Raw genomic sequence first — 25,128 nt, forward strand, 5'->3', positions numbered from 1 at the left:
TTCCCGGACGGTCTAAGGCCGCCTGCCGCGGGTGCGGCCCGGATCGCTCCGGGGGGTTTCCTGCTTCGCCGCCGACCGCGGCCGGGGTTTCCCGGTCCGTCTGACGTCAGCTCCACAGGCCGGCACCGAAAGTCCTTCGGCCAGGATGTTCTGGGCGGCGTTGACGTCCCGGTCGTGCCGGGTGCCGCAGTCGGGGCACGTCCAGTGCCGCGTTCCCAGATCGAGGCGGGACAGCAGGTGCCCGCAGTGCGAGCAGGTCTTGGAGGAGGGGAACCAGCGGTCGATCACCACCAGCCGCCTGCCCCATCGCGCCGCCTTGTACTCCAGCATCGTACGGAACGCGCCCCAGCCGCAGTCGCTGATGTGCGTGGCCAGGCGGCGGTTGCGGACCATGCCCGTGACGTTGAGGTCCTCGATCACGATCACGTCGTAGCGGCGGCACAGCCGCGTGGTGGTCTTGTGCAGGAAGTCCTCCCGGGCGCGGCGGACCTTGCCGTGCGCGGCCGCGACCTTGCGGGCGGCCTTCTTCCGGTTCGCGCCGCCCTTGCACTTGCGGGCCATGCGGCGCTGGTACCGGGCCAGATTGCGCTGCTTGCGCTGCAGATGCCGAGGGTTGGCGAACCTCTCCCCATCACTGGTGACGGCGAAGTCCTTGATCCCCAGATCCACGCCCACCCGCTCGCCGGTACGGGCAAGAGGTACGGGATCGTCGGTGTCGACGGCCAGCGACACGTACCACCTGCCGTCGGCGTCGCGGGACACCGTCACCGAGGTCGGATCGAGCGTCGTCAGGTCGACGCCGGGCCAGGACCACACCAGCCGCAATGCGCCGGGCATCTTGGCCAGGAACAACTCTCCGTCGCGCATCCGGAACGCCGAGCGGGTGCAGGACGCCGACCGGCGTCCGTCGCGGGACTTGAACCTGGGGTGCCCGGCCCGCCCGGCGAAGAAGTTGGCGAACGCGGCGGACTGGTGCCGCAGCGCCTGCTGCAGCGGCACCGACGACACCTCGTTCAAGAACGCCAGGTCCTCGGCCTTCTTCAACCGCGTCAGGTACCGGTCCGATTCGGCGTAGGAGGTCCGGGTCTTGTCGGCCCGGTACCGCTCGGTGCGCCAGGCCAGCACCTGATTCCACACCATGCGCACGCACCCGAACGTGCGGTTCAGTACCGCCGCCTGCTCGGGGGCCGGGTAGGCCCGGCACTTGTAAGCCGTACGCATGTTCGAAGGCTGCCACACCACCCTGTGATCAATAAGCGTTTCCGAAAGGAATGGTCCATGCAAGCTGAACGCTGCGGGCTGCCCGAGCGCCTAGACGCCCTCCCAGAAGGTCGGTCTTCTCGTCGGCCTGACGACCACGGCATCCTCCGGAGGGCGGCGTGACCTCCGTACAGCACAGCAGCAGCACGCCGCCGGCGCCGGCGCTGGCGTTCCCGGCCGGGTTCCGCTGGGGGGCCGCGACGGCCGCGTACCAGATCGAGGGGGCGGCGGCCGAGGACGGGCGCGGGCCGTCGATCTGGGACACCTTCTGCCGGACGCCGGGCAAGGTGCTCGGCGGCGACACCGGCGACGTCGCCGTCGACCACTACCACCTGTTCCGGGACGACGTCGCGCTGATGTCGGAACTGGGGCTGACGGCGTACCGGTTCTCGATCTCGTGGCCGCGGGTGCAGCCGTCCGGGAGCGGGAAGGCGAACGAGGCCGGGCTCGACTTCTACCGGCGGCTGGTGGACGCGCTGCTGGAGGCGGGCATCGAGCCGTGGCCGACGCTCTACCACTGGGACCTGCCGCAGGGCCTGGAGGACGCGGGCGGCTGGCCGGAGCGCGACACCGCGTACCGGTTCGCCGAGTACGCCGGGCTCGTCCACGAGGCGCTCGGCGACCGGGTCGGGCAGTGGATGACGGTGAACGAGCCGTGGTGCGCGGCGTTCCTCGGGTACGCGTCGGGCGAGCACGCGCCCGGCCGCCGCGAGGGGCCCGCCGCGCTGCGCGCCGCCCACCACCTGATGCTGGGGCACGGGCTGGCGGTGCAGGGGATGCGCGAGCGCCACCCGGACCACCGGCTGGGCGCGGCCGTCAACCTGTACGCGATCAGCCCGGCCAGCGACTCGGCGGCCGACCTGGACGCGGCGCGCCGCGTGGACGGCATGCAGAACCGCTTCTTCCTCGACCCGCTGCTGCGCGGCTCGTACCCGGCCGACGTGCTGACCGACCTGGAGGAGCTGGGCTTCGACGCGGCCGTCCGGCCGGGCGACCTGGCCGTCATCAACCAGCCGCTCGACCAGCTCGGCGTGAACTACTACTCGCGGTTCACCGTGACGGGCGAGGCGGGCACGGCCGGGCAGGCGGCGACGTCGCCGTTCGCGTCCCACTCCCCCTGGGTGGGCAGCGAGTCCGTCGGGTTCGTGGACGGCGGCCGGCCGGTCACCGGGATGGGCTGGGAGATCGACGAGAGCGGCCTGCACGAGGTGCTGACCCGCCTCCACACCGACTACCCGCCGGTCGACCTCTACATCACCGAGAACGGCGCGGGCTACGACGAGGTCCTGAACGGCGAGGACACCGTCCACGACGCCGACCGCATCGCGTACATCGACGCGCACCTGCGGGCCTCGCACGAGGCCATCGCCGGGGGTGTCCCGCTTCGCGGCTACTTCACCTGGTCGCTGCTGGATAATTTCGAGTGGTCCTGGGGCTACTCGAAGCGGTTCGGGCTGGTGCACGTCGACTACGCGACCCAGCGCCGGGTGCCCAAGGACAGCGCACGCTGGTACGCGGGCGTGATCCGGCGCGGCGGACTGCCGGATCACGTCTGAACGTCGCGGGGTGGAGAAGGGGCCGGATGAAGAGGCGACGCAGGTGAGGCGCTCGGCGGAGCGTCCCACCCTCGAAGAGGTGGCGGCCCGCGCGGGCGTCGGGCGGGGCACGGTCTCGCGGGTGATCAACGGCTCCCCGCGGGTGAGCCGGGAGTCCCGCGAGGCCGTGCTGCGGGCGATCGAGGAGCTGGGGTACGTTCCTAACCGGGCCGCGCGGACGCTGGTGACCCGGCGTACCGACACGGTGGCGCTGGTGGTGGCCGAGTCGGAGCAGCGGGTGTTCGACGAGCCGTTCTTCGCGGGCATCATCCGCGGGATCAGCTCGGAGCTGAGCGACACCGGGCTCCAGCTGCTGCTCGCCCTGGCCCAGTCCCCGGAGGAGTACGCGCGGCTGGAGAGCTACCTGACCGGGCAGCACGTGGACGGGGTGCTGCTGACGTCGCTGCACGGCGACGACCCGCTGCCGGCCAAGCTGGAGGCGGGCGGCGTTCCGACGGTGCTCGGCGGCCGCCCGGTCGGGCTCACGCCGGTCTCGTACGTCGACGTCGACAACCGCGACGGCGCCCGGCAGGCGGTCGAGCACCTGCTGGGCCAGGGCCGGCGGCGGATCGCCACGATCGCCGGCCCGCAGGACATGGGCGTGGGCGTCGACCGCCTCACCGGCTACCGGGAGGCGCTGGCCGCGGCCGGGCTGCCCGAGCTGGTGGTGTACGGCGACTTCAGCGAGGCCAGCGGGGTCGAGGCGGCCCAGGAGCTGCTGGACCGCGAGCCGGACATGGACGCGCTCTTCGCCGCCGACGACCCGATGGCGCTCGGCGCGATGCGCGTCCTGAAGAAGCGCGGCCGCCGCATCCCGGAGGACGTGGCGGTGATCGGCTTCGAGGACTCGGCGAGCGCCCCGGTCGCCGATCCGCCGCTGACGACCGTCCACCAGTCGGTGGAGGAGATGGGCCGGCAGATGGCCCGCCTGCTGATCTCCCGCATCCAGGGCGAGTCCGTCCCCGACCCGGTCGTCATCCTCCAGCCTCACCTGGTGGTCCGGGAGAGCGCCTGATCCGCGGGGTGTTATCGTCTCTCTGACGATTAATGGTTCCCCCTCGGTCTCCCCCGGAGGCGTCGATGACGCTGCATGATCTGCTCGGCCCGCTGCTCCAGCCCGCGTTCCACCTCGGAACGGTCCCCACCACGTGGGCCGAGCTGCTCGGCTTCGTCACCGGCGGCGTGAACGTGTGGCTCGTCGTCCGGCAGAACATCCTCAACTGGCCGATCGGCATCGCCAACGTGATCCTGCTGGGGCTGGTCTTCCTCGACGGCGGGCTGTACGCCGACGCCGGCCTGCAGATCGTCTACATCGGGCTCCAGGCGTACGGCTGGTGGGTCTGGCTGTACGGGGGCGAGGGCCGCGACGACCTCCCCGTCACCCGGACGAGCCGGACGACCTGGACGGCCCTGGTCGCGGCGGGCGCCGCCACCACCGCGGCGCTGACCTGGCTGCTGGCCACCCGGACCGACTCGACCGTCCCGTTCTGGGACGCGCTGACGACCGCACTGTCGCTCATGGCGATCTACGGGCAGTCGCGCAAGCTGCTGGAGTCGTGGTGGATCTGGATCACCGCCGACCTGGTCTACATCCCGCTCTACTTCTACAAGGACCTCAAGCTGACCAGCGCCCTGTACATCATCTTCCTGACGCTCTGCGTCCTCGGCCTGAACGCCTGGCGCAAGGACCTGCGCGCCCAGGCCGCCCCGGTGCCCGCATGAGGCACGGGCTCGTGACCGGCAAGTTCTATCCCCCGCACGCCGGCCACCACCACCTCGTCGACACCGCGGCGGCGGCCTGCGACCGGGTCACGGTGATCGTCGCCGGGTCCACGGTCGAGAGCGTCCCGCTCGCCCTGCGCGCCGCCTGGCTCCGCGAGTGCCATCCGCAGGCGCACGTGGAGATCGTCCCGGTGGTGGACGACCATGAGATCGACTACGGCTCCGAGGACGCCTGGGCGGCCCATGTCGCGGCGTTCCGGTCCGGGCTCCCGGAGACGTCGGGCCCCGTCGACGCGGTCTTCTCCTCCGAGGCGTACGGCCCCGAGCTGGCCCGCCGCTTCGGGGCCGTGCACGTCCCGGTGGACCCGCCGCGCGAGCGCTTCCCCGTCAGCGGCACCGCCGTGCGCGCCGACCCGGCCGCCGCCTGGAAGTGGCTGGCGCCCCCGGTGCGGGGCCACCTCGCCCGCCGGATCGTCCTGGTCGGCGCCGAGTCCACCGGGACGACGACGCTGGCCAGGGCCCTCGCGGAGCACTTCGCCCGGCGCTGGCCGGAGACGCGGTACGTCCCCGAGTACGGCCGCACGTACACCGAGGAGAAGCTCGCCGCCGCCCGGCGGGCCGCGAACGACCCGTCCCTCTGGCTGGACGGCCTCGTCTGGGAGCCCCGCGACTTCGCGCTGATCGCCGAGCGCCAGCTGGCCCTGGAGGAGGCGGCCGCCCGCGCGGGCTCGCCCGTGCTGGTCTGCGACACCGACGCGTTCGCCACCGCGCTCTGGTACGAGCGCTACCTGGGCGAGCCGGCCCCCGAGACGTTCCCGCTCCATACCGGGCGGCACCACCTGTGGATCCTCACCGACCCGGCGGGCGTCCCGTTCGACCAGGACGGCTGGCGCGACGGCGAGCCGGTCCGGCACTGGATGCACGGCCGCTTCCGCGAGGAGCTGGAGCGTCGCGGCCTCCCCCACGTCACCGTGACCGGGCCGCACGAGGCGCGCCTGGCCGCGGCCGCCGGGGCCGTCGAGGCCCTGCTGGAGAAGGGGTGGTCCTTCGCCGCCCCGCTCACCCCGCCTTGATCCCCGGATCCTGCGGCCGGCGGGGGACCTCCACGATCAGCCGGCCAGAGCTAAAGCGGGCCACCGCCTCGGCGATCTCGTGGTACGGCCGCCCCTTCACGATCGACATGTCGACCAGTCGGTAGTCGCCCGCGGACGACCGCCACCGCAGGTCCTTCCTGCTCTTGTCCTGCGGCAGCGGCGTGGCCTCCTTCGGTACCGCCGCGAGGTAGTCCCGCGATCGCCAGCGCGGCTTCCCGGGCCGGTGGTCGCGGAAGGCGAGCCGCTCGATCTCGTCCCAGGCGAGAGAGGTTTTCCTGGTCCCTACCCGGCGGGCGATGCCGTGGTGGTCGATGACCAGCCGCTCGTCCACGGCCGCGAAGGCCAGCAGCACGACCGCGCCCAGGATGAACAGTAGGGCCGCGATCACCCACAGCCAGATCGGCGGGGACCAGCCCGCGACGGCCAGCGCCGCCGTGCCCGCGGGGATCGCCCAGACCACCCCCAGGACCATCAGGGTGTCCACGTGGAAGATCTCGTTCCTTCTGGAGGTCTTCCACGTGCTGGAGTCCCCCGCGGGTTCGGGTCCGGGCTGCTCCGGAGGCTCGGTCGGCGGGGCCGGGGCGGCGCGCAGCGGGCGGGTGGCGGCGTGCCCGGGGCCGTCCTCCCGCGGCGGGACCGCCACCGGGAACCTGTGGTCGGGCCGCGGGGCGAGCATGGCGAGCAGTTCGTGGGTGCCCAGGCGGCCGGCGGGGTTCTTCTCCAGGCAGCGGGCGATCAGCGGGCGCAGTTCCGCCGGGACGGCGCCGAGATCGGGCTCGCCGTGGACGACGCGGTAGACGATCGAGGCCACCGAGCCGTGCCCGAACGGGGCGGCGCCGGTGGCGGCGAAGGCCAGCACCGAGCCGAGCGAGAAGACGTCCGACAGCGGCCCGGCGGCGTCGCCGCGGGCCTGCTCGGGCGACATGTACGCGGGCGTCCCCACCACGCCCCCGGTCACGGTGGTGGAGGTGGCGTCCAGGGCGCGGGCGATGCCGAAGTCGATCAGGCGCGGGCCGTCCGGGCCCATGATGACGTTGCCGGGCTTGAGGTCGCGGTGGACGAGGTTGCAGTCGTGGACGGCGATGAGCCCCTCGACCAGGGCCGCTCCCAAGGTGCGGACGGCATCCGGCGGGAGCGGCCCCCGCTCGTTGACCGCGTCCGCCAGCGAGGGCCCGGGCACGTAGGCGGTGACCAGCCAGGGCGTCTCGGCCTCCGGGTCGGCGTCGACGACCTGGGCGGTGTAGAAGCCGCCGACCCGCTTGGCCGCCTCGACCTCGCGGGCGAACCGGCGCCGGAACTCGGCGTCCGCGCCGTACTCGGCGCGGATCAGCTTCACCGCGACGGGCCGGCCGCCCGGCGAATGGCCGTGGTACACCTGCCCCATGCCGCCGGCGCCGAGCCGGCCGGTCAGGGTGTACCGGCCGATCATGCGCGGGTCGTTGGGCCGGAGGGGGTCCATGGGCGCTCCCGTCGTCCCGTGGTCAGCCGCCGTCACGGGACGGCAAACGATCAGCCCTCCAATATCACCACAGAACCGCGGCCGGCCGCCCGCGATCAGGGGACGAGGTAGTCGGAGTCCCGCGCGTCCGTGATGGCCATGTGGCCGGGGGCGTGGCCGATGGCGAACTTCGGGCGGGACGCCATCACGGCGGCCTGCGGGGTGACGCCGCACGCCCAGAAGACGGGGATCTCCCCCATGCGGACGTCGACCGGCTCGCCGAAGTCGGGGGCGTCCAGGTCGGCGATGCCCAGCTCGGCGGGATCTCCGATGTGGACGGGCGCGCCGTGGACGGCCGGGTAGCGGGAGGTCACGCGGACGGCGTCGGCGACCTGCTCGGCCGGGACCGGGCGCATCGAGACGACCAGCGGGCCGCCGATCTCGCCGGCCCGGCGGCAGGCGCGGCCCGTCCGGTACATCGGGACGTTGCGGTCCTGCTCGATGTGCCGGACCGGGACGCCCGCCTCCTGGAGGGCCGCCTCGAAGGTGAAGCTGCACCCGATGAGGAACGCGACCAGATCGTCGCGCCAGTACTCGGTGGCGTCGGTCACCTCGGCGACGGGCTCGCCGTGCTCGTACACGACGTAGCCCGGCAGGTCGGTGCGGAGGTCGCCGCCGAACAGGCCGGCGGAGGTCTCCCCCGGCTCGGTCACGTCCAGGACGGGGCAGGGCTTGGGGTTGCGCTGGGCGAAGAGCAGGAAGTCGTACGCGTGCTCGCGGGGCACCGCGATCAGGTTGGCCTGCGTGCTCCCGGCGCACCAGCCCGCGGTGGGCACCCGGAGGCCCGCCCGGAACAGGGCCCTGGCCTGTTCCGGGGTGAGGCCGGCCGGGTCGATCGGCCGTTCGGCCATGGTCACCTCAGTTCCAGAGATCGGCGATCCCGGTCAGGGAGTTCCAGCCCAGGTACAGGGTCAGTACCCAGGCGGCGGCGCCCAGCACCAGCAGCCAGGCCGGGTACCGGTAGCCGCCGAGCAGGTCGCGGCGGCGGGCCGCGATCCACATCAGGAGGCCGAGGCCGAACGGGAGGATCAGCCCGTTCAGGGCGCCGGCGAGGATCAGCAGGTCGACCGGCGTGGTGCCGAGCGACAGGTAGAGGGCGGTGGAGAGGGCGATGAACGCGACCACCAGCCAGTTGCGGTTGCGCTCGATCCAGGAGTGGAACGACACCAGGAACGACACCGAGGTGTAGGAGGCGCCGATCACCGAGGTGATCGCGGCCGACCACATGATCAGGCCGAAGATCCGCAGGCCGGCCTCGCCGGCGGCGTGCTCGAACGCGGAGGGCGCGGGGTTCTCGGCGGCCAGCTTGGCGCCGCCGGCCACCACGCCGAGGACGGCCAGGAAGAGCAGGCCGCGCATCAGGGCGGTGACCAGGATGCCGGTGATCGAGCTGCGGGTGATGCCCTTGACGTTCTCGGGGCCGGTCAGCCCCGACTCGATCATGCGGTGGGCGCCGGCGTAGGTGATGTAGCCGCCGACCGTGCCGCCGATGAGGGTGGTGATGACCAGGAACCTCACCTCCTCGGGCGCCACCGTCTGGACGAGCGCGTCGCCGATGGGCGGCGAGGAGACGATCGCCACGTACAGGGTCATCACGATCATGAGGAAGCCGAGGACGACCACGATCCGGTCCATCGCCACGCCGGCCCGCTTGCTCAGGAAGATCCCGATGGCGATCAGGGCGGAGATCGTTCCACCGATCTTGACGTCCAGGCCGAGCAGGGCGTTGAGGCCGAGCGCGGTGCCGGCGATGTTGCCGATGTTGAAGATGATCCCGCCGAAGACGTCCAGGGCGGCCAGCGCGTAGCCGGCCCCGGGCAGCACGCTGTTGCCCAGGTCCTGGGCGCGGCGGCCGGCGACGCCGATCACCCGCCACACGTTCAGCTGGATCGCGATGTCGACCAGGACCGACACCAGGATGGCGAACGCCATCGCGGCACCGAGCTGGGCGGTGAAGACGGTCGTCTGGGTGATGAAGCCCGGGCCGATGGCGCTGGTCGCCATCAGGAACATCGCGCCGAGGAGCGCGCCGCGGCGTGGCGCCGACGGCGGCGTCCCGCCCTTGTCGAGCGTGACGTGTTCGGTCATGGTCGGTCTCCCCTGGAGGGTACGCGTTTCCAGTAGGGTAAGGATTGTTCAACAATCCAGCAATCCCCAAGTTGATGAATTCAGCGATACGCTGGCGTCACGGTCGTGTTTCCCTCGTTGCCCTCGTTGCCCTCGTTGCCCTCGTTGCCCTCGTTGCCCCGCTTTCCCCTCCCCCCGAGCCGAAGGGACGTCGATGCCCGCGCAGGAGACCTGGATCAGCCGGATCGAGGCGGCCCGCGGCGACCTCGACAGGTCGAGCACCGCCGCCCGCGTCGCGGGGCTGCTGCGCGAGCAGATCACCGACGGGCTGCTGCAGCCCGGCGAGCGGCTGCCCGAGGCCGAGCTGTGCCGGGCCGCCGGGGTCTCGCGGAACACGCTGCGCGAGGCGTTCCGGCTGCTGGTCCAGGAGCGGCTGCTGGAGCACCGCTTCAACAGCGGCGTGTTCGTCCGCCGGCTCACCGCCGCCGACCTCGCCGACCTCTACCGGGTGCGGCGCATCCTGGAGTGCGCCGGCGTGCGCGAGTCCGCGACCGCCGGCCCCGGTGCGCTGGACCGGCTGGACGCCGCCGTCGCCGAGGGCGAGCGCGCCGCCGCGGCCGGCCACTGGCCCGGGGTGGGCACCGCCGACATCCGCTTCCACCAGGCGATCGGCGCCCTGTGCGGCAGCCCCCGGGTGGACGAGGTGATGCGCAACCTGCTCGCCGAGCTGCGGCTGGTGTTCCACGAGATGGGCTCGCCGCGCGAGTTCCACGAGCCGTACCTGGTGCGCAACCGGCTGCTGACCGAGCTGATGGCGCGCGGCGAGACCGCGGCCGCGGAGCGCGAGCTGCTGTCGTACTTCGACGACGCGGAGGCGCAGCTCACCGCCGCGTACCGGCGGGACGAGGACCGGCGCGCCTTGTAGACTCCGCCGCGTGCGGTTGCTCCTACTCTTTGGCGTCACGTCCCTTTTGCTCGGATCGGCCTCGCTGGGACCGGTCTCGCTGGGGCCCGTGTCGCCGGGACCGGCCGCGGCGCACGCGGCGGCGCCCGACCCGCCGGGCCGGGCCGACCTGCTGGCCCGCCGCCTGGCCCGCGACCCGATCCAGATCACCGACCACGCCCCGCGCGAGATCCCGGCGGACGCCGCGGCCCGGATCCGCGCGCACCTCGCGCGGCTGAACGTGCCCGCGTACGTCGTGGTCGGCCCCGGGCCGCTGCCGATCTCCACGATCCCCGACCGGGACACGCTGATCCCGCTGCTGCACGACCGGCTGCGCAAGGACGGCCTCTACATCGTCACCGACCACCGCGGCAGCGGCGAGGCCCGCCAGTACGGCGGCTCGCTGCCGGCCGGGCGCGCCTGGCTGACCGCCCGGCTGGAGCTGCCCTACGACGCGGGCGTGGTCGCGCACGTGGAACGGTTCGTCGAGATCCTGACCGCCCCTGACGTCGCGAAGCGCATCGAGCAGCGGCGCTCGCGGCCGCCGGCGCCGCCGTACCGCGACCGGTCCGCCGAGCGCGACCGCAAGGAGATGCTCGCGATGGCCGGCGGCACCGCGGCCGGCGCGCTCGCCGCGGCCGCCGCACTGGCCGTGTGGCGGCGGAAGGCTCGCCGATGAGGATCCTCACCGCGCTCCTCGCGCTCGCCGCCGCGCTCGCCGCCGCCCCGGCCCTCGCCCCGGCGGCCGCGCACGCCGCCGCGCCGCCGGACCGCCTGGACCGGGTCGCGGCCGCGCTGGCCAAGGACCCGCTGTACGTCGACATGGACCTCGCCGACGGGCTCGGCCGGGCCGACCGGTCGCGGATCAAGGCCGCGATCAGGCGGACGTCCGGGGCCCTCGGCCTCCCCGTCTACGTCGCCGTCATCCCCAACGGCATGGAGTCGGAGTCGTACGGGCGGGCCGAGACCCTGATGTTCGGGCTGCGCGAGCGGATCGGGCGCGACGGCCTCTACGTCCTCGCCGACACCCGCGCCGGACTGGAGACCGAGGGGTTCGGCGTCCCCCGGCGGCGGATCTCCGACTACGACCTGCTCCCGCGGTCCGTGCGCGACGGCACCGACCGCGAGCGGCCGTTCGCCGACCTCGCGGCGCGGGTGGACCGGCTGCTCGCGATCGTCGAGAGCTCCCCGGCGGGCCCGCCCGCCAGCCCCTACCCGCCGCCGAGCGTGCCGCCGATCGGCCAGGAGGACGTCCGCCCGCCGCTGGAGGCCGCCTTCTGGGGGCCGCTCCTCACCGGCCTGCTGGTCCTGGGCCCGCTGCTGACGCTGCTGCTGTACGGGGCGTACCTGCTGGCCGCCCGCGCGCCGCGCGCGTTCCGGAGCCGCGCGAGCGCCAAGCCCTCCGTACGCCGGCTGCACGCCCAGGCCGGCAAGGAGCTGGCGGCCTTCTCCCAGGAGCTCCTCCCCGACCGGAGCTACTCGCTGCGCGCGTACGACGCCGCCCGGATCCTGTACGACGAGCTGGGCCCGCGCCCGGACCGCGGGAGCGCGGACGCCGCGCTCGACCTGGTCGGGGTCATCGTCCTGGTCCGGCAGGGGCGGGCCGCGCTCACCGAGGACCGGCCGGCGCCGCCCTGCTACGTCAACCCGCTGCACGGCCCGTCCACGGCGCGGCGCAAGCTCGGCGGCCGGAACAGGCGGCCCGTCTGCGCCGGCTGCGCGAACGGCCAGTGGAAACCGCGGCTGCTGCGGGTGCCGGACGGCCGTCCCCACCATGACGTGCCGGGCCGCTGGGAGCGCGGGGGCTTCGGATCCCGCCGGCCCGACATCCCCTCGGACGTGCTGGAGTCCCTCGGTGTCACGTGAACCGCTCCTCGCCCCCTCCCCCGGACAGCGGATCGCCGCCGCGCTGCGCCGGTCGCCGATCTACGTCGACCGCTCGCTCGCCTCGGCCGTCCCGCCGGCCAAGCGGTCGGAGCTGCTGGCCCGGATGCGCCGGTCGCCGATCCCGATCTTCATCGTGATCGTCCCGCTGGTGAAGGGCGGCACCTGGGACGACCCGGACCAGCTCGCCACCGTCGTGCACGACCGGCTGCGCCGCGACGGCGCGTACCTCACGCTGGACGACTACGAGGGGCAGCTGGCCGCCCGGCAGTGGGGCGGCACCGAGGAGTCGCGGGAGAACACGCGCTCGGCCGCGCGGGTGCCGTTCTTCCTGGACGAGCTGAAGGACGCGACGCTGGCCGACCGGCTGCTGCGCGCCGTCGAGCTGATCGCCGCGGGCAACGGGGAGGCCGAGTACGCGAAGGCCACCGCGCACCTGAGGAGCTCCAGGCCCCGCGCGTCCGCCACCCCGGCCGGGCCGGAGGCGGCGGAGGAGGGCGGGCCGCCCGTCCTGCCGCTGGCGGGCGCGGGCCTCGCGGCCGCCGCGGCCGCCGCGGGCCTGCTGGTGTGGCGCCGCCGCCGGGTGTCCGCGGTGGAACGCGCCGGCAACCCGCTCCTGCTGTCCCGCACGGTCCTGGCCACCGCCGCCCGCGCCGACGAGGACGGCCTGCGCGAGCAGGCGGCGCACGAGGTCGTGACGTTCGGCGAGCTGCTGGACGCGACGGACGTCGACACCTCGCGGCCCGCCGCGCACGCCGCCATGACCCGCGCCCTGGACGCCTACCAGGCGGCCGGAAAGGTGCTCGACGACGCGCGCGGCGTCCCCGACCTGGCCGGAGTGCTCGTCCTCGTCGACCGCGGCCGCGACGCGCTGGCCTCCGCGCGGTCGGTGGCGCGCGGCGGCAAGGAGGTCCCGCCGAGCCCGCTGTGCTTCTTCAACCCGCTGCACGGCGACTCGGCGGCGGCCGTCGACTGGCGCCCGCTCGGGCAGCGCGACAAGCTGCGCGTGCGCACCTGCGCCGCCTGCGCCAGGGCCGTCCGCGCGCACCGCACGCCCGAGGTCCTCGCCGCCCGCGCCGGCGGCCGCACGGTCCCGTACTTCGAGGCCGAGGACGACATCTGGGCCGAGACGGGCTACGGGCAGCTCCGCGACGACCTCGTGCAGCGCGTCCTGCGCGGCGACCGGAACCGCTGACCGCCGAGGTCACGGTGCCGTTCTGAGGCGCTCCACGCGGACGTCGCGGCGCGCGGCGTCCGCGTGGGCGAACGCCAGGAGCCGCTCGCCCTCCTCGGCCAGCCCCTCCGGCGGCGGCGCGTACGTCCGGATCGTGAGGACGGCCGCGTCCCGCTCCCGCGCGATCTCCCACTCGCCGCCGGTGAAGCCGTCCACCAGGACCCACCCGGGCACCGGCCGGCGGGTGGCGTACCCCTGCGCCAGATGCTCCGCGGTCACGAACCGGCTCCGGTCGGCGTGCGAGAGCAGCAGGTTGTCGAAGTCGTACAGCAGCCGCGGCGGCGCCGGCGCGTCGCCGCCGGGGCGCGGGGCGTCCGGCAGGTCGAACAGCTCCTGCCCGTCCTCGCCGGTGAACGCGGCCAGCCGCGGCCGCAGCCGGTTCACGACCTCCCGCAGCCGGGTCAGTCCCGACCACGCCTGCACGTCCTTGACCGTGGCCGGGCCGAACGCCGCCAGGTAGCGCAGCACCAGCTCGTCCGGGGCGGCGCCGTCCGCGAGCGGCTCGCCCAGCCAGGACTCGGCCGTCGTGTGCGCGATGGGCCCGCTCCGGCCCCACAGGCCGCGCGGCGGCACCTGCACCAGCGCCATCCGGTTGCGCGCCGCGTACGCCAGCGACGCCGGGGCGCGCTCGCCCCAGCCCGCCCGGACGCCGTGCTCGGCCAGCAGCGCGCCCAGTTCCCTGGACGTGCGGGGCCGCTCCTCCAGGATCGGGCGGGCGGCGTCCACCAGCTCGTCCAGGTCCAGGCCCGCGATCGGCCTGGTGTGGGTGAAGTTGGAGCGCAGGTCCCGATCCAGGACGGGCTGCACCAGCGGCCGCATCCAGCGGCAGTCGCGGGCGCTGACCAGGTGGATCGTGCCGCGCATCAGCGCGATCCGCACGAGCTCCCGCCGGTCGAGCAGCTCCGCGATCTCCTCGGGGCGCACGTCCGCCAGCCGGGAGGCGAAGCCGAGGTACCAGGAGTGCGGCGTCTGCGCCTGGAGCCCGGCCAGGTGCTCGACGGCGTCGCGTACGGGCATCCGGGCGCGTTCCAGGAGCAGCTGCCGCGCCAGCGTGGCGCGGTTGAGGTCGCGCCTGGTCAGGGTCGTCATCGGCACCGGTCTTCGAGGTCGGCGAGCAGTTCGAGGACATCCTCGCGGTCGGCGCGCTCGAACGCGACCCGGACCGCCTCCGCCGCCGGCCCGCCGGTGAGCCAGGCGAGGACCTCCCGGTACGCGGCGCGCCCGGTGTCCCAGAACGGGTTGCGCAGCAGCGGCGTCCCCCGGCGCCAGGCCAGCTCCTCGGCGACGAACGCGTGCAGCTGCCGGATCGCCGCCTCGGACGCGAGCCGTCCCCATTCGTCCAGGTAGGGGGCCATCCGGCCGGCGGCGCCGCCGATCGCGCACAGCGCCGTGCCGACGGCGGGACGGGACGGGTGGCGCTCCAGCGTCCGCGTCCAGAAGGCGCGCAGGAACTCCTCGACCGCGTCGCGCTGCGGCCAGTCCGTCCACCCGGCCCGGCCGAGCTTGGCGAAGACGATCTCCGGGTCGAGGGTCGGGAACGCGTCGGCGGCGGCCAGCTCCAGCAGCCGGGGCGCGAAGTAGCGGAACTCCTCCTCGCCCGCCCACGTGGTCAGCGCCTTCGCCGCGTACCGGGCGAGGTCGCCGGCGGTGAGGGCGCGCAGCGGCCGGCCGAGCAGCGCCCGGCCCTCGCCCGGGGCCACGCAGCACGGGCAGCCCTCCAGCCGCGCGGGCCGGGGCACGGCCGCGAACGCCGCGTACAGGTCCTCGGCCGCCCCGCTGTCCAGCACACGGGGAAATGTACATCGCGGAACGGGTGTGGTAGTTCCTAAGCATGATCGATGAGGCGGGGATGCGGCATCTGGAGCGGTGCGCCGAGCTGGCCGAGCAGGCCCTGGACGCGGGCGAGGAGCCCTTCGGGTCGGTGCTGGTGGGCGGGGACGGGACCGTGCTGGCCGAGGACCACAACCGGACCGTCTCCAAGGGCGACCAGACCGCGCATCCCGAGTTCGAGCTGGCGCGGTGGGCGGCGGCGAACATGACCGCCGCCGAGCGCGCGGCGGCCACCGTCTACACCTCGGGCGAGCACTGCCCGATGTGCTCCGCGGCGCACGGCTGGGTCGGGCTGGGCCGCATCGTGTACGCGGTGTCCTCCGCCCAGCTGGCGGCGTGGCGGGCCGAGTTCGGGGCGGCGCCGGGGCCGGTGCGGGAGATCCCGGTCCAGGACGTGGCCCCCGACGTGATCGTCGAGGGTCCCGTCCCGGAGTTCGGCGACCGGATGCGCGAGCTGCACCGGCGCTGCTCCGCTCCTGACGCCTGAACGAGAAGGCGCCGAGCCGGACGTCCCCTGTTCTCGTACCCGGCCTTCTCGGTACGGTCAGCGGTCGCTGCCGCGCGGCGTCAGCCGGGGCGGCAGCAGCGTCGCGGCGGGAACGGCCTCCCCGGCGAGCTTGGCCATCAGCAGCTCGACCGCGCGCCGCCCGACCTCCTCGGCCGGGACGGCGACCGAGGTCAGCGGCGGGTCGGCGTGCTCGGCCAGCTCGTCCGGGCAGATCGCGACCACCGACAGGTCGCCCGGGACGCGCCGCCCGGCGGCCCGGAACGCGCGGACCACCGGCTCCATGACGGCCTCGTTGTGCACCATGACGCCGGACAGCCCCGGCCGCTCGGCCAGCAGCCGGGCGACCAGCGCGCGGGCGGCCTCGGCGCTCGACTCGCACGGGTGGACCTCGCCGTCCATGCCGTGCCGCCGCACCGCCGCGCGGAAGCCCTCGGCAACCCGCTGCGCGTACCCGGTCTGCCGCTCGTACACCTCGGGCGGCGAGCCGATCAGCGCGACCGTGCGGTGCCCGAGCCCCGCCAGGTGGTCGGCGCACGCCTCGCCGGCGGCCCGGAAGTCCAGGTCGATGCAGGTCAGGTCGGCGGCGTCGGCCGGGAAGCCGATCAGCACGCTGGGCCGGCCGAGCCCGCGCAGCAGCGGCAGCCGGGGATCGCGCATCTGGACGTCCATCACGATCAGCGCGTCGACGAGCGCGCTGTCGGCGACCCGGCGCAGCCCCTCCACGCCCTCCTCCTGCGTCAGGAGCAGCACGTCGTGGTCGTGCCGGCGGGCCGCGGTCACGGCGGCGACCGCTATCTGCATCACGACGGGCACGTGGATGCCGCTGCGCAGCGGCACCATCAGCGCCAGCACGTTCGACCGGCTGCTGGCCAGCGCGCGGGCGCCCGCGTGCGGCCGGTAGCCCAGGTGGGCGATGCTGGCCAGCACCCGCTCGCGGGTCTCCACCGAGATCGACCGCTTGCCGCTGAGCACGTACGAGACCGTGCTCGGGGAGACCCCGGCATGCCGCGCCACATCAGTGATCTTGACCACCAGGCGTACCCGTTTCCGTAGGTGAAGCGGTTCGAATCCCGCGATGATAGGTGAGCGGCGGGCCCGGCGAAGCGCTGCCCCGCAGGTCCGCGCACACCAGCAGCGCCGCCACCGCGGCGCCCCGCCGGCTCATCGCGGATCGCCGCCGGAGATCGCCTCCTTGTACCAGTGCGCGCTGTCCTTCCAGCGGCGCTCGCCGGTCGGGTAGTCGACGTGGATCAGCCCGAACCGGCGGTCGTAGCCGTACGCCCACTCGAAGTTGTCGAGCAGCGACCAGGCGAAGTAGCCGCGCACGTCCGCGCCCGCGGCCATCGCCCGCCGCATCGCGGCCAGATGGTCGCGCAGGTAGGAGACGCGGCGCTCGTCGCGGATCCGGTCGCCGGCGTCCACCTCGTCGTCGAACGCCGCGCCGTTCTCGGTGATCATCAGCGGTACGCCGGGGTGGTCGCGGTGCAGGGCGAGCAGCATCTCCTCCAGGCCGGTCGCGTCCACCGGCCAGCCCATCGCCGTGTGCGGGCCGGGCTGCTCGACGAACTCCACGGTCTCACCGCACCCCACGAACGGCGTCGCCGCGCCCTCCTTGTGCCCGTCGGCGTGGGCGCGGGGCGAGACGCCGTCCCAGGTGCGGACGAGGGTGGGCGAGTAGTAGTTGACGCCGAGGACGTCCAGCGGCGCGGCGATCGTCTCCTCGTCGCCGTCCCGGACGAACGACCAGTCGGTGAGCGCGGCGGTGTCCTCCAGCAGGTCGGCGGGGTAGCCGCGGCCGAGGAGGGGGTCGAGGAAGACGCGGTTGGAGACGGCGTCGACCCGCCGCACGGCCTCGGCCTCGCCGCGCAGGTGGTGCAGGTTGAGGGTGATCGAGTGCCGCGCGGACGGTGCCGCGGCCGCGCGGAGCACGCGGGAGGCGAGGCCGTGCGCGAGGTTGAGGTGGTGGGCGGCCTTCAGCGCGTCCACCGGGTCGGTGCGGCCGGGCGCGTGCACCCCGGCGGCGTACCCGAGGAACGCCGAGCACCACGGCTCGTTCAGCGTCGTCCAGGTGTGCACGCGGTCGCCGAGGGCGCGGCCGATGTGCGCCGCGTACTCGGCGAAACGGGACGCGGTGTCGCGGGCCGGCCAGCCGCCGAGGTCCTCCAGCTCCTGCGGCAGGTCCCAGTGGTAGAGGGTCGCGACGGGCGCGATGCCCGCCTCCAGGAGCGCGTCCACCAGCCGCGAGTAGAAGTCGACGCCCTTGCGGTTGAACGCGCCGCCCGACCACACCCGCGGCCAGGAGATCGAGAAGCGGTACGCGCCGATCCCCAGGTCCACCATGGCGGCGACGTCCTCGCGCCAGCGGTGGTAGTGGTCGGTGGCCACGTCGCCGGTGTCGCCGTTCAGCGTGCGCCCGGGGGTGTGGCTGAAGGTGTCCCAGATGGAGGGCGCGCGGCCGTCCTCCGCGGCCGCCCCCTCGATCTGGTACGCGGCGGTCGCGGCGCCCCACAGGAAGCCCTCGGTCATCGGCGGTCCCCTTCCACGATGATCTCCGAACCGGTCGCGCGGACCAGGACGCCCTGGTCGTGCGCGGTGGCGGTGCCGCCCTCGACGGACACCGCGGCCGGGTCGGCGTTGACGATGAGCACGTTCCAGCCGCCCGCGCCCTCGGCGGTCACCCGGATCGCGCCGCCCGAACGGGCGGTCTCGAACGTGGCCGCGCCGGCCCGCGTCGTGACGCGGGACCCGTCGGGCGGCTCGTACACGCGCAGGGTGACGTCCTCCGCGTGGTCGTAGTCGGGCCGGTCGGCGACGGCGCCCTCGGCGACGACGGCGCCGGGACGGACGAGCAGGGGCACGCTGTCGTACCCGTGCCGCTCGCGCACCCAGCGTCCCCCGCGGACGCGCTCCCCGGTGAGGTAACGGGTCCACACGCCCTCGGGGACGTAGTACGAGACCTCGCCGTCGTTGGAGAAGACGGGCGCGACGAGCAGGTCGTCGCCGAGCATGTACTGGCGTTCCAGATGGGTGCAGGCGGGGTCGTCCGGATAGGCGAGGACCATCGCGCGCATCATCGGCAGCCCCTCCTCGTACGCCTGGCGCGCGGCGCCCGACAGGTACGGCATCAGCCGCATCTTCAGGCGGGTGAAGCGGCGGAGGACGTCCACCGCCTCCTCGTCGAAGAGCCACGGCACGCGGTACGAGTGGCTGCCGTGCAGCCGGCTGTGGGAGGACAGCAGCCCGAACGCGATCCAGCGCTTGAAGAGCCCCGCGTCCGGCGTCCCCTCGAAGCCGCCGATGTCGTGGCTCCAGTAGCCGAACCCCGACATCCCCAGGGAGAGGCCGCCGCGCAGGCTCTCCCCCATGGCCTCGTACGTCGACTCGCAGTCGCCGCCCCAGTGGACCGGGAACCGCTGCCCGCCCACGGTCGCCGACCGGGCGAACACCACCGCCTCGCCCTCGCCGCGCCGCTCGCGCAGCAGCTCGAAGACCGTCCGGTTGTAGAGGTAGGTGTAGTAGTTGTGCGCGCGCTCGGGGTCGGAGCCGTCGTGGTAGACGACATCGGTCGGGATCCGTTCCCCGAAGTCGGTCTTGAAGCAGTCGACGCCCATTTCCAGCAGCGCGTCGAGTTTCGCGGCGTACCATTCGCGCGCCGCCGGATTCGTGAAGTCGACGACGGCGAGGCCGGGCTGCCACAGGTCCCACTGCCACACGTCGCCGTTCGGGCGCCTCAGCAGGTAGCCGCGCGCCCTCGCCTCCTCGAACAGCGGCGAGCGCTGCGCGATGTACGGATTGATCCAGAGCGAGACGCGCAGCCCCTTCTCCTTCAGGCGGCGCAGCATGCCGGGCGGGTCGGGGAAGACGCGCGGATCCCATGCGAAGTCGCACCACTGGTACTCGCGCATCCAGAAGCAGTCGAAATGGAACACGCTGAGCGGCAGGTCCCGCTCCGCCATCCCGTCGATGAACGAGGTGACGGTCTCCTCGTCGTAGGAGGTGGTGAACGAGGTGGACAGCCACAGCCCGTACGACCAGTCCGGCACCCGCGCGGGCCGCCCGGTCAGCGCCGTGTACTTGCGCAGGATCTCCCTCGGCGTGGGCCCGTAGATGACGAAGTACCGCATCGACCGGCCCTCGACGCTGAACTGCGTCCGCGCCACCGCCTCCGACGCCACCTCGAACGACACCCGGCCGGGATGGTCGACGAACACCCCGTAGCCGGCGTTGGTGAGGAAGAACGGCACGTTCTTGTACGCCTGCTCGCTGGCGGTGCCGCCGTCGGCGTTCCACACGTCGACCGACTGGCCGTTCCTCACCAGCGGCCCGAACCGCTCGCCGAGCCCGTACACGAAGTGGTCCACGCCCAGGTCGAGCTGCTCGCGGACGTAGTGGCGGCCCTCGTCCGTCTCGATGATCGCCGTCGCCCTGGGCCGCGACCCGGTCAGCCGCCGCCCGCCCGCGAGGAAGTCGACGCCCCACTCCTCGCCGCGCCCGAACCGGACGGTCAGCGCGCCCGAGGTCAGCGTGACGGCCTCGTCGCCGCCGCGCACGGCCGCGTCCGGGGGCGGGTCGAACGCCAGCTCGAACTCCGGGCGGCGCGGCTCCTCCCCCGCGAAGTGCGTGATCGTCACCCCTATCACGTCCGCCATCGGGGCCGTGCACTCGAACGTGACCAGCGGCCCCCTCAGCAGGTCCCCCCGGTGCCGGATCCGCCGGACGGGCGCGTGCACGACGAGCGGGCCGCGGCCGGACCCCTCGTGGTCGAGCACCTCGGCGGGGTGCGCCGCGTGCACGCCCGCGCGCATCATCCAGTAGCCGTCACTGAACTTCATCTCACCTCTACTCGGATCGCTCGATCTACTTGACCGCGCCCGCGGTCAGGCCGCGGGACAGGGTGCGCTGGAAGACCAGGAAGAAGAGCACGGTCGGCAGCAGGCCGAGCAGCGACGCGGCGCTGGACATCGTGGCGTCCATGAGCCGCTGCCCCTGCAGGACGCCGAGGGCGACCGACACCGTCTGGTTGTCGTTGGAGACCAGGAAGACCAGCGGGATCAGGAACTCGTTCCAGGTCCAGACGAAGAAGAACACCAGCAGCACCGCCATGGTCGGCCGGATGACCGGCACCACGACGTGCCGGAGCACCTGCCACCGGCTCGCGCCGTCGATCCGCGCCGCCTCCAGCAGCGGGCGCGGGAACGCCGACAGCACCGACGCCAGCAGGTAGGTGCCGAACGCGCTCTGGATCACCGTGAAGACGATGACCACGGCGAGCCGGGTGTCGTACAGGCCGGCCTGCTTGGCCAGGTGGTACAGCGGGTAGACCAGCGCCTCCTGCGGCAGCGTGTTGGCCAGCAGCAGCACCACCAGCACCCACATGCGGCCCCTGACGCGGCCGATGCCGAGCGCGTACGCGTTCAGCACCGACAGCAGCACGGCGAGGACCGCCACCGAGCCGCTGATCAGGGCGCTGTTGAAGAGCACCTGCCCGAAGTCCGTGCGCTCCCAGAACGCGGTGACGCCCTCCAGGCTGACGCCCTCGGGCAGCGCGAGCGGGCCGTTCGCGGAGTACTCCTCCGGCGTCTTCAGCGCGTTGAGCACCACGACGGCGAACGGGATCAGCATGACGCCGGCCAGCGCGAACAGCAGCACCAGCACCAGGTACGCCGACGGGCCGCGCCGCCTGCGCGCGCCGCCGTCGCGCCCCTGCCGCACCCCGGCCCCGGTGCCGGCGAGGGCCGCGGTCATCGCTCCCCCTCCGGCCCCTGGCCCTGCGTCCGCAGGAAGACGACGGTCAGCGCGACGATGATCAGCGTCATCACGGTGGTGATCGCGGCGCCGTAGCCGACATCGGTCTTGTCGAAGAAGTTCTGGTACGAGTAGTACGCGGGCACGTTGGTCGCCCCTCCCGGGCCGCCCTTCGTCAGGACGTAGATGGGCGCGAACACCTTCAGCGAGGCGATCGTCGTCCACAGCAGCACCACGAAGATCTCCGGCCGGATCTGCGGGACGGTCACGTGCCGGAAGCGGCGGGCCCAGCTCGCCCCGTCGATCTCCGCCGCCTCGTACAGCGACGGGTCCACCCGCTGGAGGCCGGACATGAACACCACCAGCGGGAACCCGATCTGCACCCACACCATGACGACCAGCACGCTCCACAGCGCGGTCGCCGGGTCGCCCAGCCAGTCGTGCGCGAGCGACTCCAGGCCCACGGCCGCGAGCACCTCGTTCACCGCGCCGTTCTGCGGGTTGAGCAGCCAGCTCCACACCACGCCCGCGATGACCACCGGCAGCACCTGCGGCAGGTAGATGCACGCCCGCAGGACGCTCGCGGCGCGCGGCCCGAAGTGCCGGTCCACCAGGTCGGTCAGCAGCGCGGCGAGGACCAGCCCGATCGCGGTCGGCGCGATCGCCATCGCGACGATGACGAGCGCGTTGTGCCGGAACGAGGCCCAGAACTCGCCGTCGCCGGCCAGCCGCGCGTAGTTGGCGAGCCCGGCCCATTCGGGCGTGCCCACGCCGTCCCATTCGGTGAACCCGGTGGCGACGTTCATCGCGAAGGGCACGCCGATCACGGCGGTGAACAGCAGCAGCCCGGGAACGAGGTAGGGCAGGTATCCCAGCCGTTCCCGGCCCGCGGCTCTCGTCGCCCTCGGGGCGGCCTTGACGCTCACTTCGGCAGGCCGGCGTCGTACGCCTTCTGGACCTCGCCGAGGATCCGCGCGGGAGTGCCCTTGCCGTTCATGAGCCGCTGGACCTCGGCGACCCACTTGTCATAGAAGGCGGGCACCGGCCAGTCCGGGTAGTAGGCCAGGGCGTCGTTCCGGGCGAGCGTGGTGAAGTTCCCGATGAGCTTCTTGGCCTTGGGGTCGGTGATGGCCGCCGGATCGGCCGCGACCGGGATCCCGCCCGCGTTGCCGAGCGCGTTCTGGATGTGCTTCTTCATCGTGATGTCGATGAAGTCGTACGCCAGCTTCTTGTTCTCCGACCCCTTGGGGACGACCCACAGGTTGCCGCCCGAGCCCGGCGTCATCCTCGCGCCCGGCCACACCATCGTGTCCCAGTCGAACCTCGCCGTCTTGGCGACCCGGCCGAACCACCAGCTGCCCGAGAACATCATCGGGTACTCGCCGCTCATGAAGGCCACGCCCGCGTCCTCGGCCTTGAGCCCGACCGAGTCCTTGGCGACGTACCCCTTCTTCACCCAGTCGGCGAACGTCGCGGCGCCGGCCGTCCAGGCGGCGTCGGTCAGGTTCGCCTTGGCCGTGTAGCGCTGGAACGCGTCCACCCAGCCGCGGTCGGCCTTGTCGAGCGCGAGCTGGTAGACGAACTGGTGCGCCATGTACTCGGCGCCCGCGTTGGTCAGCGGGGTGACGCCCTTCCGCACGAACGCGTCCATCGCGGCCGTGAACTCGGCGAAGGTCGCGGGCACCTTGACGCCGTGCTTCTCGAACAGGTCCTTGTTGTAATAGACCTGGAGGTATTCGGCGTAGTTGGGGACGCCGAACCACTTGCCGCCGCCCATCACGCCCTTGTCGTCGTACCTGGACGTGACCTGGACGTTCGGGCTGAGCACCTTGTCCCAGCCGCGCCTGGTCACCTCGGCCGTCATGTCGTCCAGGAGCCCCTGCCTGGAGATGAGCCCGGTGGTGGCGTTGCCCTTGTTGTACTCCATGAGGTCGGGGGCGTCCTTGGAGTTGAGCACCATCGGCGCCGTCTTCTGGATCTGCTCGAAGCCCTTCTCCTCGAACTTCACCTTGACGCCCGGATGCGTCCGCTCGAACTCCTTGATCGCCTGGTTCCAGGCCACGGCCATGGCGCTCTCGGGCGCCTCGTAGTGCCAGAGCCGCAGCTCGTTCGGGTCCGACCCGCCGTCACCGCCGCACGCGGTCAGCACCAGGGATCCCGCGGCGAGCGCGGCCACCAGCGCCGCGCCCCTGCGCGCCTTGATCATGGGTTCTCCTCAGGGGGTGGGGGAATCGAAGCGCTTCGATTCCCGGGGATCGTAAGCCTGGGTGAGCTGCGACACAATAGATCCGCGCTCTCCGATTTCGTTCCGGCCCGCTGACCTGGGCCGTTGCATGGGAGCGCTCCCAAGGCGGGCCGCCGCTAGCCCGCCGCACGGCAGCCGCGGCCGTTCAGCGTGAAGCTCTCCGGCACGCCGTTGCCGCCGTCCTGGCGGCCGAGGAACCCGAACTCCACCGTCCCGCGCGCCGGAATCGTCCGGTTCCATCCCGCCGCGCTCACCTCCACGTCGGCCCCCCGCTGGGTCTGCCCGCCGTTCCACAGCTGGACGACGCGCTGCCCGTCCGGGAACGCCCACGCCAGCCGCCACCCGTCCACGGGCGCGTCCCCGAGGTTGGTGACGCGCACCCGCGCCTGGAACCCGTCCGGCCACTCCCCGACCACCGCGTACGACACCGCGCACCCGCCCGCCGCGGCCGGAGTCGTCGCCGGCGCCGAGGTCGCGCCCCGGCCCGGCGGCGGCGCCCCTCCCGGCGCGCCGTCCGGGACGAGGAGCAGCAGCAGGGCGAGCAGGCAGAGCGCGCCCGCCAGCCCGCCGGCCAGCGCCACCGGCCGCCGCACCCCGGACCGCGGCGGCACCGGCTCCGCCAGGATCCGGGTGCCCTTGTCGCGCGCCGGCCCCGCGGGCCCCGCCTCCCCCGCCGCGAGGGCGCCGGGGAGGAGGACGTCGTCGGGGATGCCCGCGGTACGGCGCAGGACGGCCGCCGCCTCGGCGGCGGTGGGACGGTCCTCGGGATGGTCGGCCAGGCAGCGGCGGTACAGGCGGATCAGCTCGCCGGGCGCGTCCGGGACGTCCTCGGGCGCGGTACCGGTCAGGGTCTCGCGCAGCAGGACGCCGAAGGAGTAGACGTCGGCGGCCGGGGCCGGCGCGGCGCCGGCGAGCAGCTCGGGGGCGACGTAGGCGGGCGTGCCGAGCAGCGGGCCGCCGCCGTCCGGGCCGCCCGCGGCGAACGCGATGCCGAAGTCGAGGATCTTGACGCCGGCCGGGGTGAGCAGCACGTTGGCGGGCTTGACGTCGCGGTGCACCACGCCGGCGGCGTGCGCGGCCGCCAGCGCGGACGCGAGCTGCGCGCCCAGCACGGCCGCCTCCCGCCAGGGCAGCGGCCCGCGCGCCAGCCGGCCGGCGAGGCTCTCCCCGTCCAGCAGCTCCATCACCACGTACGGCAGCCGCGCGCCGTCCGGCAGCACCGCCTCGCCGTAGTCGTACACGCCGGTGATGTGCGGGTGGCCGAGCGCGGCGGCGGCCTTGGCCTCCTCGTGCAGCCGGGGCGTCAGCTCGCGCGGCCAGTCCGCGCGCGGCACCTTGACCGCGACGGGCCGGTCGAGCACCCGGTCGACGGCGCGCCACACCGTCGCCATGCCGCCCGAGCCCAGCGGCGCCACCAGCTCGTAGCGCCCGCCGAGCGGCTCCGCGGGGATCTCCGACATGCCCGACAGCCTATGCCGGGCCGGTACGGAGATCCCCGGACGC

General features: G+C 73.7%; 22 protein-coding genes. 9 read left to right on the top strand and 13 right to left on the bottom strand.

Going from position 1 to position 25,128, the window contains the following annotated elements:
* Positions 1–12: 12 nt before the first annotated feature.
* Positions 13–1,221, bottom strand: coding sequence for an RNA-guided endonuclease InsQ/TnpB family protein (locus ACA361_RS11475; protein ID WP_375011839.1), 1,209 nt, complete (start codon positions 1,219–1,221; stop codon positions 13–15).
* A 158-nt stretch (positions 1,222–1,379) separates the two neighbouring features.
* On the opposite strand from ACA361_RS11475, the gene ACA361_RS11480 reads away from it, so the two are divergent.
* The 4 genes from ACA361_RS11480 (at position 1,380) to ACA361_RS11495 (ending at position 5,650) form a co-directional block, all read left to right on the top strand.
* Positions 1,380–2,816, top strand: coding sequence for a GH1 family beta-glucosidase (locus ACA361_RS11480; RefSeq protein ID WP_375011840.1), 1,437 nt, complete (start codon positions 1,380–1,382; stop codon positions 2,814–2,816).
* 43 nt (positions 2,817–2,859) lie between these two features.
* Positions 2,860–3,870, top strand: coding sequence for a LacI family DNA-binding transcriptional regulator (locus tag ACA361_RS11485; RefSeq protein WP_375011841.1), 1,011 nt, complete (start codon positions 2,860–2,862; stop codon positions 3,868–3,870).
* A gap of 65 nt (positions 3,871–3,935) precedes the next feature.
* Positions 3,936–4,577, top strand: coding sequence for a nicotinamide riboside transporter PnuC (gene pnuC / locus ACA361_RS11490; RefSeq protein ID WP_375011842.1), 642 nt, complete (start codon positions 3,936–3,938; stop codon positions 4,575–4,577).
* On the top strand, positions 4,574–5,650 hold the full coding sequence (locus tag ACA361_RS11495; protein ID WP_375011843.1) for an AAA family ATPase: 1,077 nt from the start codon (positions 4,574–4,576) through the stop codon (positions 5,648–5,650). The genes pnuC and ACA361_RS11495 overlap by 4 nt, the downstream gene beginning before the upstream one ends.
* Here the strand turns inward: ACA361_RS11495 and ACA361_RS11500 are convergent.
* The 3 genes from ACA361_RS11500 to ACA361_RS11510 all read right to left on the bottom strand — a co-directional run bounded on the left by ACA361_RS11500 (position 5,637) and on the right by ACA361_RS11510 (position 9,257).
* Positions 5,637–7,130 (bottom strand): serine/threonine-protein kinase, encoded by a 1,494-nt coding sequence (locus ACA361_RS11500; RefSeq protein WP_375011844.1) that lies wholly within the window; start codon positions 7,128–7,130, stop codon positions 5,637–5,639. The genes ACA361_RS11495 and ACA361_RS11500 overlap by 14 nt on opposite strands.
* Positions 7,131–7,225: 95 nt before the next feature.
* On the bottom strand, positions 7,226–8,020 hold the full coding sequence (locus tag ACA361_RS11505; protein WP_375011845.1) for a putative hydro-lyase: 795 nt from the start codon (positions 8,018–8,020) through the stop codon (positions 7,226–7,228).
* Positions 8,021–8,027: 7 nt separating this feature from the next.
* Positions 8,028–9,257: an NRAMP family divalent metal transporter gene (locus tag ACA361_RS11510; protein WP_375011846.1), complete on the bottom strand. Its 1,230-nt coding sequence runs from the start codon at positions 9,255–9,257 to the stop codon at positions 8,028–8,030.
* A gap of 193 nt (positions 9,258–9,450) precedes the next feature.
* Between ACA361_RS11510 and ACA361_RS11515 the strand changes: the two genes are divergently transcribed.
* From ACA361_RS11515 to ACA361_RS11530, 4 genes are all read left to right on the top strand, one after another.
* Positions 9,451–10,161, top strand: a complete 711-nt coding sequence (locus tag ACA361_RS11515; protein ID WP_375011847.1) for a GntR family transcriptional regulator — start codon at positions 9,451–9,453, stop codon at positions 10,159–10,161.
* A gap of 88 nt (positions 10,162–10,249) precedes the next feature.
* On the top strand, positions 10,250–10,858 hold the full coding sequence (locus ACA361_RS11520) for a hypothetical protein (RefSeq protein WP_375011848.1): 609 nt from the start codon (positions 10,250–10,252) through the stop codon (positions 10,856–10,858).
* The gene (locus tag ACA361_RS11525) at positions 10,855–12,045 is read left to right on the top strand and encodes a hypothetical protein (RefSeq protein ID WP_375011849.1); all 1,191 of its coding nucleotides are present in this window, start codon (positions 10,855–10,857) and stop codon (positions 12,043–12,045) included. Before ACA361_RS11520 ends, ACA361_RS11525 begins: the two co-directional genes overlap by 4 nt.
* Positions 12,035–13,258, top strand: a complete 1,224-nt coding sequence (locus ACA361_RS11530; protein WP_375011850.1) for a hypothetical protein — start codon at positions 12,035–12,037, stop codon at positions 13,256–13,258. Before ACA361_RS11525 ends, ACA361_RS11530 begins: the two co-directional genes overlap by 11 nt.
* Positions 13,259–13,267: 9 nt before the next feature.
* Here the strand turns inward: ACA361_RS11530 and ACA361_RS11535 are convergent, their stop codons facing one another.
* A complete protein-coding gene (locus tag ACA361_RS11535; RefSeq protein WP_375011851.1) occupies positions 13,268–14,386 on the bottom strand; it encodes a winged helix DNA-binding domain-containing protein in 1,119 nt (372 codons plus the stop codon).
* Positions 14,383–15,084, bottom strand: coding sequence for a hypothetical protein (locus tag ACA361_RS11540; RefSeq protein WP_375011852.1), 702 nt, complete (start codon positions 15,082–15,084; stop codon positions 14,383–14,385). The genes ACA361_RS11535 and ACA361_RS11540 overlap by 4 nt, the downstream gene beginning before the upstream one ends.
* A gap of 44 nt (positions 15,085–15,128) precedes the next feature.
* Between ACA361_RS11540 and ACA361_RS11545 the strand changes: the two genes are divergently transcribed.
* Positions 15,129–15,614, top strand: a complete 486-nt coding sequence (locus tag ACA361_RS11545; protein WP_375011853.1) for a nucleoside deaminase — start codon at positions 15,129–15,131, stop codon at positions 15,612–15,614.
* A gap of 57 nt (positions 15,615–15,671) precedes the next feature.
* On the opposite strand, the gene ACA361_RS11550 is transcribed toward ACA361_RS11545, so the two are convergent.
* From ACA361_RS11550 to ACA361_RS11580, 7 genes are all read right to left on the bottom strand, one after another.
* Positions 15,672–16,667 carry a LacI family DNA-binding transcriptional regulator gene (locus ACA361_RS11550; RefSeq protein WP_375011854.1) on the bottom strand — a complete coding sequence of 332 codons (996 nt, stop codon included), beginning with the start codon at positions 16,665–16,667 and terminating at the stop codon, positions 15,672–15,674.
* Positions 16,668–16,796: 129 nt separating this feature from the next.
* Positions 16,797–18,161 carry a GH1 family beta-glucosidase gene (locus ACA361_RS11555; protein ID WP_375011855.1) on the bottom strand — a complete coding sequence of 455 codons (1,365 nt, stop codon included), beginning with the start codon at positions 18,159–18,161 and terminating at the stop codon, positions 16,797–16,799.
* Positions 18,158–20,467, bottom strand: a complete 2,310-nt coding sequence (gene yicI / locus ACA361_RS11560; protein WP_375011856.1) for an alpha-xylosidase — start codon at positions 20,465–20,467, stop codon at positions 18,158–18,160. Before yicI ends, ACA361_RS11555 begins: the two co-directional genes overlap by 4 nt.
* 25 nt (positions 20,468–20,492) lie before the next feature.
* On the bottom strand, positions 20,493–21,380 hold the full coding sequence (locus tag ACA361_RS11565; RefSeq protein WP_375011857.1) for a carbohydrate ABC transporter permease: 888 nt from the start codon (positions 21,378–21,380) through the stop codon (positions 20,493–20,495).
* On the bottom strand, positions 21,377–22,306 hold the full coding sequence (locus tag ACA361_RS11570; protein ID WP_375011858.1) for a carbohydrate ABC transporter permease: 930 nt from the start codon (positions 22,304–22,306) through the stop codon (positions 21,377–21,379). Before ACA361_RS11570 ends, ACA361_RS11565 begins: the two co-directional genes overlap by 4 nt.
* Positions 22,303–23,586 carry an extracellular solute-binding protein gene (locus tag ACA361_RS11575; protein WP_375011859.1) on the bottom strand — a complete coding sequence of 428 codons (1,284 nt, stop codon included), beginning with the start codon at positions 23,584–23,586 and terminating at the stop codon, positions 22,303–22,305. The genes ACA361_RS11570 and ACA361_RS11575 overlap by 4 nt, the downstream gene beginning before the upstream one ends.
* Positions 23,587–23,741: 155 nt before the next feature.
* Positions 23,742–25,085 (bottom strand): cellulose binding domain-containing protein, encoded by a 1,344-nt coding sequence (locus tag ACA361_RS11580; RefSeq protein WP_375011860.1) that lies wholly within the window; start codon positions 25,083–25,085, stop codon positions 23,742–23,744.
* Positions 25,086–25,128: the final 43 nt, after the last annotated feature.

Origin of the sequence: Actinomadura sp. 21ATH, from assembly GCF_041951345.1 — a bacterium.
Taxonomy (GTDB): domain Bacteria; phylum Actinomycetota; class Actinomycetes; order Streptosporangiales; family Streptosporangiaceae; genus Spirillospora.

Coding starts and splice junctions, on each gene's coding strand:
- ACA361_RS11475 (WP_375011839.1), bottom strand. CDS start 1,221: ATGCGTACGGCTTACAAGTGCCGGGCCTACCCGGCCCCCGAGCAGGCG.
- pnuC (WP_375011842.1), top strand. CDS start 3,936: ATGACGCTGCATGATCTGCTCGGCCCGCTGCTCCAGCCCGCGTTCCAC.
- ACA361_RS11495 (WP_375011843.1), top strand. CDS start 4,574: ATGAGGCACGGGCTCGTGACCGGCAAGTTCTATCCCCCGCACGCCGGC.
- ACA361_RS11500 (WP_375011844.1), bottom strand. CDS start 7,130: ATGGACCCCCTCCGGCCCAACGACCCGCGCATGATCGGCCGGTACACC.
- ACA361_RS11505 (WP_375011845.1), bottom strand. CDS start 8,020: ATGGCCGAACGGCCGATCGACCCGGCCGGCCTCACCCCGGAACAGGCC.
- ACA361_RS11510 (WP_375011846.1), bottom strand. CDS start 9,257: ATGACCGAACACGTCACGCTCGACAAGGGCGGGACGCCGCCGTCGGCG.
- ACA361_RS11515 (WP_375011847.1), top strand. CDS start 9,451: ATGCCCGCGCAGGAGACCTGGATCAGCCGGATCGAGGCGGCCCGCGGC.
- ACA361_RS11525 (WP_375011849.1), top strand. CDS start 10,855: ATGAGGATCCTCACCGCGCTCCTCGCGCTCGCCGCCGCGCTCGCCGCC.
- ACA361_RS11535 (WP_375011851.1), bottom strand. CDS start 14,386: ATGACGACCCTGACCAGGCGCGACCTCAACCGCGCCACGCTGGCGCGG.
- ACA361_RS11545 (WP_375011853.1), top strand. CDS start 15,129: ATGATCGATGAGGCGGGGATGCGGCATCTGGAGCGGTGCGCCGAGCTG.
- ACA361_RS11555 (WP_375011855.1), bottom strand. CDS start 18,161: ATGACCGAGGGCTTCCTGTGGGGCGCCGCGACCGCCGCGTACCAGATC.
- yicI (WP_375011856.1), bottom strand. CDS start 20,467: ATGAAGTTCAGTGACGGCTACTGGATGATGCGCGCGGGCGTGCACGCG.
- ACA361_RS11565 (WP_375011857.1), bottom strand. CDS start 21,380: ATGACCGCGGCCCTCGCCGGCACCGGGGCCGGGGTGCGGCAGGGGCGC.
- ACA361_RS11575 (WP_375011859.1), bottom strand. CDS start 23,586: ATGATCAAGGCGCGCAGGGGCGCGGCGCTGGTGGCCGCGCTCGCCGCG.
- ACA361_RS11580 (WP_375011860.1), bottom strand. CDS start 25,085: ATGTCGGAGATCCCCGCGGAGCCGCTCGGCGGGCGCTACGAGCTGGTG.